This window comes from Streptococcus pseudopneumoniae (assembly GCF_001073085.1).
In the GTDB taxonomy this organism is placed as follows: domain Bacteria; phylum Bacillota; class Bacilli; order Lactobacillales; family Streptococcaceae; genus Streptococcus; species Streptococcus pseudopneumoniae_M.
On the sequence record NZ_JVFV01000021.1, the window covers coordinates 55,093 to 64,823 of the forward strand.

Annotated in this window: 7 protein-coding genes and 3 pseudogenes; all 10 read right to left on the reverse strand. The window is 39.9% G+C overall.

The genetic code is table 11. From position 1 onward, the window contains the following. Window positions 1-318 (reverse strand): cell division protein FtsL, encoded by a 318-nt coding sequence (gene ftsL, locus ADH90_RS04520; RefSeq protein ID WP_049530143.1) that lies wholly within the window; start codon window positions 316-318, stop codon window positions 1-3. A gap of 9 nt (window positions 319-327) precedes the next feature. Continuing rightward, window positions 328-1,278, reverse strand: coding sequence for a 16S rRNA (cytosine(1402)-N(4))-methyltransferase RsmH (gene rsmH, locus ADH90_RS04525; protein WP_049530144.1), 951 nt, complete (start codon window positions 1,276-1,278; stop codon window positions 328-330). A gap of 68 nt (window positions 1,279-1,346) precedes the next feature. After that, window positions 1,347-3,173 carry an excinuclease ABC subunit UvrC gene (gene uvrC, locus ADH90_RS04530; RefSeq protein ID WP_049530150.1) on the reverse strand — a complete coding sequence of 609 codons (1,827 nt, stop codon included), beginning with the start codon at window positions 3,171-3,173 and terminating at the stop codon, window positions 1,347-1,349. A 69-nt stretch (window positions 3,174-3,242) separates the two neighbouring features. Further along, window positions 3,243-3,944 carry a M57 family metalloprotease gene (locus ADH90_RS04535; RefSeq protein WP_049530145.1) on the reverse strand — a complete coding sequence of 234 codons (702 nt, stop codon included), beginning with the start codon at window positions 3,942-3,944 and terminating at the stop codon, window positions 3,243-3,245. Window positions 3,945-4,063: 119 nt separating this feature from the next. Continuing rightward, window positions 4,064-5,231: pseudogene (locus ADH90_RS04540) on the reverse strand (peptidoglycan bridge formation glycyltransferase FemA/FemB family protein). Between the two features lie 4 nt (window positions 5,232-5,235). Next, on the reverse strand, window positions 5,236-6,456 hold the full coding sequence (locus tag ADH90_RS04545; protein WP_049530146.1) for an aminoacyltransferase: 1,221 nt from the start codon (window positions 6,454-6,456) through the stop codon (window positions 5,236-5,238). Between the two features lie 130 nt (window positions 6,457-6,586). Further along, window positions 6,587-7,366 carry an alpha/beta hydrolase gene (locus tag ADH90_RS04550; protein WP_049494140.1) on the reverse strand — a complete coding sequence of 260 codons (780 nt, stop codon included), beginning with the start codon at window positions 7,364-7,366 and terminating at the stop codon, window positions 6,587-6,589. Window positions 7,367-7,431: 65 nt separating this feature from the next. Next, a complete protein-coding gene (locus tag ADH90_RS04555; protein ID WP_049530147.1) occupies window positions 7,432-9,093 on the reverse strand; it encodes a ribonuclease J in 1,662 nt (553 codons plus the stop codon). A gap of 242 nt (window positions 9,094-9,335) precedes the next feature. Beyond that, window positions 9,336-9,422: pseudogene (locus ADH90_RS11795) on the reverse strand (DUF2695 domain-containing protein); the annotation flags it as partial. 34 nt (window positions 9,423-9,456) lie between these two features. Next, window positions 9,457-9,731: pseudogene (locus ADH90_RS11320) on the reverse strand (hypothetical protein); the annotation flags it as partial.

Sequence of the window (9,731 nt, forward strand, 5' to 3'; positions counted from 1 at the left end):
CTACTCCGCCGATCGGATATTTTCATTATTTAATTTTAGTTCTTGCGAATCCGCAATTCCTGTCAGACGCTCTGAACGGATCAATTCATTGACTTCTTGCTTAGCATCATCCAGCTCTGTCTTCTTTTCTTCAATCTGAGCATTAACAGTCGTTAGCTCACTCTGGACTTGCAAGAGCTTGGTCTGCATATAGACAACACTGATGGCTAATACAAGGGCTGTAATGGCAATCGAAAGGTAAAAAGCCTTCTCAACACGTGAAAATCTCTTGATACGAGCTTGCAGTAATTGGCTCGTCGTTTCTCTTTTTTCTACCATTTTATCCCCTTACTTATGAATTTTTCGAGCTACTCGTAGCTTGGCTGAGTGGGAACGATTATTGGCCTCCAACTCCTCCTTGCTTGGTAAAATCGGTTTGCGAGAGACTAATTCCATCTTGGGCTTAAGATCATCTGGGATGAAAGGCAAGCCTTTTGGTACTTCCACTGTTGAAGCTTCCTTGAACAATTGCTTGGTCAAGCGATCTTCCAGCGAATGAAAGGTAATGACTGAGATTCTTCCGTCCACTGCTAGTAATTCCATAGCTTGTTGGATGGACTCATCTGCAGCTCCTAATTCATCATTGACCTCAATACGGATGGCTTGGAAAATTTGCTTGGCCGGATGACCTTTTTTCTTGAGTTCCTTGGCAGGCTTAGCAGACTTGATAATCTCGGCCAATTCTGTCGTTGTCTCAATCGGCTTCAGCTCTCGCGCCTGTTCAATCTTCCGAGCAATCTGTTTGGAGAATTTGTCTTCTCCATATTTGAAAAAGATTCGTACCAAGTCATGATAATCATAGTGATTGACAACCTCATAAGCGGTTAAACTAGCTTCCTGGTTCATCCGCATATCCAGTGGTGCATCTTTTTTATAAGAAAAACCTCGTTCACGCTGATCCAATTGCGGGCTCGAAACTCCCAAGTCATAACAAATGCCATCAATTTCTTCTACACCTGCTTCCTGCAAACGTGCCTGCAAATGACGGAAGTTGTCCTTGATGAAGGTAACCATTCCTTTTTCGATATAAGGCGCCAAACGTTTTTGGGCATTATCAATGGCATTCTGGTCCTGATCAAAGGCATAGAGATGCCCCTTTTCACTTAATTTACTTAATAAATACTCGCTATGGCCTGCTCCACCCAAGGTCGCATCAACGTAAACACCATCAGGTTTCACATCAAGCATATCAATGGTTTCATGGAGCATGACCGTTACATGATGAAATTCTTTAGTCATATCTTATCTATTTTACCACAAATCCGACTAGCTTGCACTCACTAAAGCTAAAACATTCCACTGTTGCTTTATTCCTTATACTCGACAGGCTTCTCAGCTACTTGAGCTAGCCCTGAGTCTACTTCTGGATTCAGGTGATGATGAACTGCCTCTGCCACTGCTCTTGGTATACCAACAGCGACAATCTCATCCACACTGGCTTCCTTGATTTTTGTCAGAGATTTGAAATATTTCATCAAATTCTGCTTGCGTTTTGGACCCAAGCCTTCAATTCCATCTAATTGAGAAGAGAAGGAATTTTTAGAACGTAGTTGTCGGTGGAAGGTAATGGCAAAGCGGTGGACTTCATCCTGAATGCGTTGCAGGAGGAAAAATTCTTGAGAATTGCGAGACAACTCTACCACCTCAAGTGGGTCTCCAAAGAGCAATTCATGGGTTTGGTGCTTGTCATTCTTTTGCAGGCCTGCGATCGGAATATCTAACCCCAACTCTTCTTGAATGACCTGTTTAGCGATATTGACCTGACCCTGACCACCATCGATGACGATTAAATCTGGTGGTGTCAAACCGTCACGCTGGACTCGTCCATAACGTCTACGAATAACCTCTCGCATACTTGCATAGTCATCTGGTCCGACCACAGTCTTGATTTTATACTTACGGTAATCCTTCTTGCTCGGTTTTCCGTTAACAAAAACAACCATGGCAGAGACTGGACTAGTCCCCATAATATTAGAGTTATCAAAAGACTCGATACGGACTGGGGTTGGAATTTGTAGAAGTCGTCCAAGATTTTCAATAGCTCCTTGAGTCTTTTCAACTGATTTCTCTAACAGATTAAACTTCTGCTCTAAACTAACACGAGCGTTTTTGATAGCCAGATTAACCAGTTGTTTTTTCTCCCCACGTTGGGGTTTGAGAATTTTGGTATCCACCAAGGCCTTAACGGCTTCTTCATCAATATCCTGAGGAATCAAAATCTCATTGGGAACTAAGTGAGATTTTTCCTGATAAAATTGTCCCACATAGGTCAAGAAATCCTCATCTGGATCATTGTAGTAAGGAAAGAGATTGACATAGCGTTCAATCAACTTGCCCTGGCGGACAAAGAAGACCTGGACGCACATCCAACCCTTATCTACATAGTAGCCAAAGACATCGCGGTTTTGGAGATCCTTAGCCATAACTCTTTGTTTGGTCCGAAGGGTACCAATAGCCTGAATCAGATCTCGATATTCCGCCGCGCGTTCAAATTCCATACTCTGAGCTGCCACATTCATCTTTTCCTTGAGGTCATCGATGATTTTGTCATCCTGACCCTTTAGAAAATCAGAGACTTCTTGAGCCATAGCTTTGAAATAAGCCTCGTCTTTCTTACAGATAGTGTGAGCCACGCACTGGCCAATATGGTAATAAAAACAGACCTTTGATGGTGGATTGGTACACTTGCGAAATGGGAAAATCCGATCCAGAAGTTTCTTGATTTCATTAGCTGCACCGACATCAGGATAGGGGCCAAAATATAATCCACCATCTTTTTTGACCTGACGGGTGATAATCAAGCGAGGATAGCGTTCATTGGTAATTTTGATGAAAGGATAGGACTTATCGTCCTTGAGCATAATATTGTACTTAGGCTTGTTTTCCTTAATGAGATTAATCTCTAAAAGAAGCGCCTCAATATTAGACTCCGTGACAATAAACTCAAAATCTACAATCTCAGACACCAAGGCTTCTGTCTTGGTATCATGACTTCCGCGGAAGTATGACCTCACGCGATTACGCAGATTTTTAGCCTTTCCTACATAGATAATCGTGCCGTTTTTATCCTTGTGAATGTAACAACCAGGGCTGGTCGGCAAGAGCTCCAGTTTTGATTTAATCAAGTTATTCATAGTTCCATTATAACAAAAAGCCCCCGTCATTGCTTACATCAGGGAGCTCCTGTTTCGTTAAAAAATTACTTATTCTCCAGACTCATAAAGTTCTTGAACTGCTTGAACATCTTGAGCCTGAATACCATAATAAGAACCTGCTGGCTGCATGACTGACACTTCATTAGTATGTTCCAAGCCAATGGCATGACCTAGCTCATGCTCTGCCGTATGCAAGATACGATCATAGGTATAGCCATAGTTTGGATTGGATAGATAATAATGATTCAAACGAACTGTTACTGAAGTAAATTGTTTGGTCAGGAGATTTGTCTGACTCTCAGCCTCACCAGCAACAGATGTGGAACCATCATTCATTTCAGTCGCAAAAATAGTTGCTTGGTCAGGTTCTGTCACAACTACAAAATTAAAAGCACCGGTCTGATTCCAGTTTGCAATAGCTTCGGCATAAGCCTTTTGAAAGGTTGCATCCATTTGAGGATCAATATAAATTGTCGCCTGCGCTTGGGGCCATTTTACTCCTGAATCTTGATGATGATCGGTCTGAGACAAGCCTTGTAACTTACCAGTTTCTTGCCATTGATGCCAGCCTGCTTGACCAACTTGAACAAGTTGCCCCGCTTGATTGAAAACACCAGATAAATCCCCTGTCATATACCAAAGAATCCCTAAAGCAATGAGAATGAAGACTACAAGAGTCCACACAAGGCGCCAGAACATGCGCCAAATCCCTAGTAACAATCGACATAGAACACGAATAATCCAGAACATGATTTCCCGCCTTTCTAAAAAAATAAGAATCCATCTTTTAGTCCTGGTTTCCCATTCTAAAGATAGATTTCTTATTTTACTCGAGTAAGCTGAAAGAAAACTAAAACCACTTTGTTCACTTATCTTCCGATTGTTTTTTTCAAAAATTGTAAACACTTAAACTTGATTGGATTTGGATAATATCGGAAAGTTCCTGCCTTTCTCACAATATAATCATTAAAGTTCTGCTTAAATCGTAATACGCCATCACTTCCATCAAAAATCCCTTGAATAACCAGAAAGTTGTATTTGCCAATTTTTCTTTCCAGAGCCTGCTTCATTGCATGATATTGAAGCAAAAACGGAGCAGAAAACTTCTGATACTCTGTAAATGAGCCTCCAAACAAATATGCTACTTCCGTATTTGTGTAAATGATTAAAGCACAAGCTAAAGCAATGTTGTCAGATTCACTATCCAAGTTCCTCAAAAGATCTTTTTTCTTTTGTAAAGCTTGATATTGCTGTTTAAATTGCTTTGACCCTTCATCAAGACCAGCCTGCTTCACATCGAGAGCTTCGATTGATTTTTTAGGATTCACTTCAGCAATTAGAAAAGCCACCTTGTCCTCAAAAGCATCATACAATTTACAGTAATAATCTAAATTCTTATCCTTAAACCCTTGTCTTTTTCCTGTTTCTTCAATAATTTGTTTGAATTTCGAAATTTCATCTCGTTCTATATTTCTTACAATCAGATTAAAATCATATGCTGATTGAATATTTCGAATACTGTTTTTATTAAAGGATTTCAGCAAAGATTTCTCATCGTAACCCTCCAAATCTTTGATAAAATGCCAAAAAATTTCGCCATTAGGATAACCGATTGGCAAACCATCAAATTGGTAGCCTAAATTACACAAATCTTGGATAATACTTTTTTCTTCTTCATCTATTGGCTTCCCATCACTGTCAAAAGCTTGACAGGTCTCATAGGGTTTTACAAGCAACTCTAATACACCATTTTGCTTGGCATATTCTTTTAACTCCGCATAAAAAACTGGAAGGGCATCTTGCCGGGTATAAAACGGCCCCGAATTGAGCTCCATATGCAGACCACCTAGCATAGGCAAGCTATAAACCAGAGCTGCAACTTGAATTTCTCCTTCTTGTTTTAAAGCAAGATAAACAATTTGAGCTCCTCTTTTTTCTATCAAATCACCCATCTGGACAGATTGCATAAAGGAACGAGAAGAAACCTGATTAGAAGTAAGTACGAAACTCTTCTTTCGTGAGTGTAATTAGTGCCATATACTTACTTTCTATGTTTTTTTCTTAATGTTTTACGGAAATCAAGAGCAAGTCTTAACAGAGGATAGAGAGGATGAGTGGGCATTGTAAATTCACCCAAGTATTCTTCAATCGTTGGATTAAAATTAGCTTTAAAACGATAGAGTCCACCATCTAAAGCATTCTCGACGCCTCCTAAATTTTGCCATAAAATGCCACGTTCAAAGGAATATCGAGCTGTCTCATACCAAGTCAAAATAGGAGCTTTATAACGTCTAAAATCTTCATTCATTCCTGCGTATAGATTGACAGAAGTTTGTCCGAATTCTAAAGTCAAGGTAGCCGCCAAGGGAACTCTTGCTTGACCTGCATCCATATATTCCTGCAAGAAAGTCAATTCCTCTAACAAACGTTCTTTTTCCTTCTTTTGCGCTTCTACTTTTGAAATTCGAGTCGACTCAGTAAAGGTATCTTCTAAGGTTCTGTTTTTCGCCAACTGTTCTTCTAATTCTTGCGAACGTTTAGAGACATCCAAGGTTGCCAAGGTGATGTAGGCCTTGTCCTTAAAATTATCTAACAACTTTTTATAATAGGCTTCATTCCTCAAATGAATCTCTTTTCGCTTCTCGGTTTTTTTCATCAAAAAGGAAAAAGACTCCAATAATTCAGTTCCACCAAATTGAATCTCTACCCCCTTATTCCGTGCTGTTCGAATAGCCTGTTTTGTTGACTTGGAAAGTTTATCTTTTTCAAAATTTTCCTTGTATATTTTCGCCTGAATACGAGGTTGAATGGTGTCTCCCATATCCTCTGTTTTTCCTGACCACCTTACTCCCATTTGTTGCAAACTATCAATAATAGCCAGATTTCCAGGAAATTCTGTTTTTTCCTGATTAATTAAACTTTGAGACAGGCAAATACTTGGATCAAAAGTCACAAAAATAGCTCTCTTACTGCGAGCATAAGACTTAATGGACTGAACGACAAAACTCAAGAGTTCCGTATCCCCATAATCCAATATAGGTCCTCTTGGGATATAAAACATTTTATACCCCAAAGGCAGAGACTTTATGAGAATACTTGCCACAGCCAGTAATTTCTTCCCTTCATAAACACCAAGTCTCTCATGATTCCAATCAGATTTAACTTTTTCCCAGGCACTGCTTTGTAATATATTGACCAACTCATGTTGTTCGATAAATCGATCATGCTCTAACGAAGAAATACCAATTTGATAACGATACATATCTCACTCTCTTTCACCTAGTATCTCATTACTATTTTACTACTTTCAATTAAAAAGTCTAGTGAAAATAAACTCTCATTTTCATTTTTAACCTTAGAGAAATAGTCTATATTATTTTATCGATAAAAAACTAGCTCAATCTCTCTTCCAAAACAAAATCAATCGGCAGTGTAGCCAAAAACCGTTCCAATTGTTTTTCCCAATAATACCATTCATGAGTTCCTGCACTATGGCTATAGGTCACATCAAAACCAAGCCTTTTGAGGTTCTTCACCGCTAGGTTATTGGCAGCATACAAAAAATCTTGCTCGCCACACCAAACCCAGAGCTTGGTCTTCTTGTCTGACTTTTTAGCAAGGGTTTCAAGTGAATAAGGACTAGTTTCCCAGTTATCAAGCTTGCCAAAAACTCCTCGCCAGTAAGCAAGCGTTCCAAGATTTTGACTCTCTGGAGAAAACTCTTCGAAACTAAGAGCACCAGAAAAACTAGCTGCGTGTGAGAAACGATTGGTTGACAAAGCCAACTTGAAGGAACCGTAGCCTCCCATTGAAAGGCCAGCGATAAAAGTTTTTTCACGCTTGCTAGACATATTAGGGAAGAAACGTTTGAGCACTTTAGGCAGTTCTTCTGCTAGAGCTGTATAGTAGTTATAGCCATACTGAGTATCTGTATACCAACCGTTACTTGTATTAGGCATGACAACAATCAGATTGGTCCCTCGCACCAAGCGCTCTACATTGGTCCGTTTGAGCCAACTGTTGTGATTCCCTGACATCCCATGAAGGAGATAAAGAACAGGAATATCCGTAGAATCTGGCTCCTCAACCCGAGACGCATCAGGGTAGAGAACATTCACTCCCCACTCCATATCTAAAACTTCTGAGTAATACTCAATCTTCATTACTGCCATAACTTGCTCCTTATTCATTTAAGATAAGAAAAAGCCGAAACTCGACTTTCTCTTGCTATTTGATCCTATTTTGCTTCCATGACTACTGGTAAGATAGCTGGGCGACGCTTGGTCTGGTCAAAGAGGAACTTGGCCAAATTATCACGTACCTTACCTTTGAGTTCTGCCCAATCAAACTCTTCACCTTGTAGATAGTCTTCTACTGTTTGATTGACCAACTCTGTACTTTCGCGCAAGATATCACGGCTCTTCTTGAGATAGACAAATCCACGCGTGTGCACTCGAGCTTTAGCAATGATTTTTTTCTCACGACGGTTAACAGTAATAGCCACAATGAAAATCCCATCTTCTGACAAGACCTTACGGTCACGAAGAACGACATTCCCAACATCTCCAATAGCATTCCCGTCAATCAAAACATCGCCTGCTGTAACTGCACCAGATGGAACAAAGTCCCCATGCTCGTAAGACATAGTAGTCCCTTTTTTAGGGATAAAAATACGTTCTGGTAGCATACCAACTGCCATAGCAGCCTTAGCATGGGCATCCAACTCACGGTATTCTCCTTGGATTGGGAAGAGATACTGAGGTTGCAAGAGATTGATCATCAATTGCAAATCACGCGCATTCCCATGTCCTGACACACGCAAGCTATGAGTAATTGGCTTGACAACTCCACCTGCTTGGTAGACCATATTTTCTACACGTGCCATAACCGCTTCCTTGGCGATTGATGGTGTTGTAACGATATAAACTAGGTCACCTTCTTTGATTTCAACATAACGGTGACGACCGATAGACATCTTGCGTAGGCCGTTAATTGGTTCACCCATACGTCCAGTTTCAAGGATAATTAATTCGTGATCTTCAAAACGAGACATATCTTTTGGCTTAATCAAAAGATTTTCACTTGCTAAAGACAATTTTTTCAGACGAATAGCTGTACGGACGATATTTTCAATATCAAATCCTGTCAAAACAACACGGCGTCCTGTCTCCGCGGCTGCATCAAAAACCTGCTGGATACGAGAAAGGTTACTTGCAACTGCAGCAACAATGATGCGTCCATCCCAGTCAGAGATGGTTTGCGTGATTTCTACATCAACTTCATTTTCACTAGCTACTTGGATATTGCTATCTGCATTCGCAGAATCACTTAGAAGAGCCAGGACTCCTTCACGACCAATTTCAGCTAAACGTCCAAAGTCAGTGGCATATGATTCACTAGCTGTTTGGTCAAACTTGAAATCCCCTGTATAGACGATATTTCCTTCAGATGTTTTCAAAACCACACCCAAACTTTCTGGAATAGAGTGGGTTGTACGGAAAAAGGACACTATCGTTCCACCAAAATCAATCTCTGTATTTTCATCAATCACATGGAAATCATCAAATTTCTTGACGCTGTCATTTCCCTTAACAAAGAGTTTAGCCAGTTCGATGGTCAACTCTGAGCCAAATACAGGAACCTTAGCTTCTGCCAAGAGATAAGGAAGGGCCCCAATCGCATCCGCATGCCCGTGTGTTAAGAAAACTCCAGCAATACGGTCGCTATTTTCAAACAAATAGTTCATATTTGGAATAACAACATCGACACCCAACTGTTCATTTTCAGGATATTTCAAACCTGCATCTAATACAAAAATCGAGTCGTTAATTTCTGCGATGTACATGTTTTTACCATTTTCACGTACACCCCCAAGTGTTGTTAATTTAATAGTATTCATTTTTCCTCCGAATAGTCACTTCAACTGTTTGTAGAGCTTTAAATGCTCTCTTTTTCTGAAAGTCCAATTCACTTTCAGCCGAATCTTTTCCATTCATTATACCATTTTTTTACTAATTTTCAAAATGAATCTCACATATAATCTGACTTCAACTAACTCTTTCCGTTCAATAACGGACAAAGCAGCACTAATAAGATGGACAAATGTGACAAATGTGACAATTGTAACTCCCATCATCCTGTCTAATCTTCAAATAAGTCAGCAACATTATAAAGTACTTCGCAGTCACAGTAGGCTCCATTTGCTTCTAAAAATCCTAAAATCACTTCAACTTCTAATACTCAATGAAAATCAAAGAGCAAACTAGGAAACTAGCCGCAGGCTGTACTTTAGTACGGCAAGGCGACGTTGACGCGGTTTGAATTTGATTTTCGAAGAGTATAAATCACGCCCTTTTAGAAAGGATATAGTCAAGGTAAAATCAGCAGGACAAGTCAGCGACTCTAACTCCTGATCCAAAAAATCAAACAAATCTAAAAAGGTCTCCCTTGGTATCGGTAAACTTGCTTCAAATTCTTTCTTCTGTTGCTGCTTATACTCTGCCAGTAATTTCTTTTTCTTCTCTTTTTCCATTTTCT

Excerpts from the sequence above, each read along its gene's own strand:
- ADH90_RS04555 (WP_049530147.1), bottom strand. The coding sequence starts at position 9,093 with ATGAATACTATTAAATTAACAACACTTGGGGGTGTACGTGAAAATGGT.
- rsmH (WP_049530144.1), bottom strand. The coding sequence starts at position 1,278 with ATGACTAAAGAATTTCATCATGTAACGGTCATGCTCCATGAAACCATT.
- uvrC (WP_049530150.1), bottom strand. The coding sequence starts at position 3,173 with ATGAATAACTTGATTAAATCAAAACTGGAGCTCTTGCCGACCAGCCCT.
- ADH90_RS04535 (WP_049530145.1), bottom strand. The coding sequence starts at position 3,944 with ATGTTCTGGATTATTCGTGTTCTATGTCGATTGTTACTAGGGATTTGG.
- ADH90_RS04550 (WP_049494140.1), bottom strand. The coding sequence starts at position 7,366 with ATGGCAGTAATGAAGATTGAGTATTACTCAGAAGTTTTAGATATGGAG.
- ftsL (WP_049530143.1), bottom strand. The coding sequence starts at position 318 with ATGGTAGAAAAAAGAGAAACGACGAGCCAATTACTGCAAGCTCGTATC.
- ADH90_RS04545 (WP_049530146.1), bottom strand. The coding sequence starts at position 6,456 with ATGTATCGTTATCAAATTGGTATTTCTTCGTTAGAGCATGATCGATTT.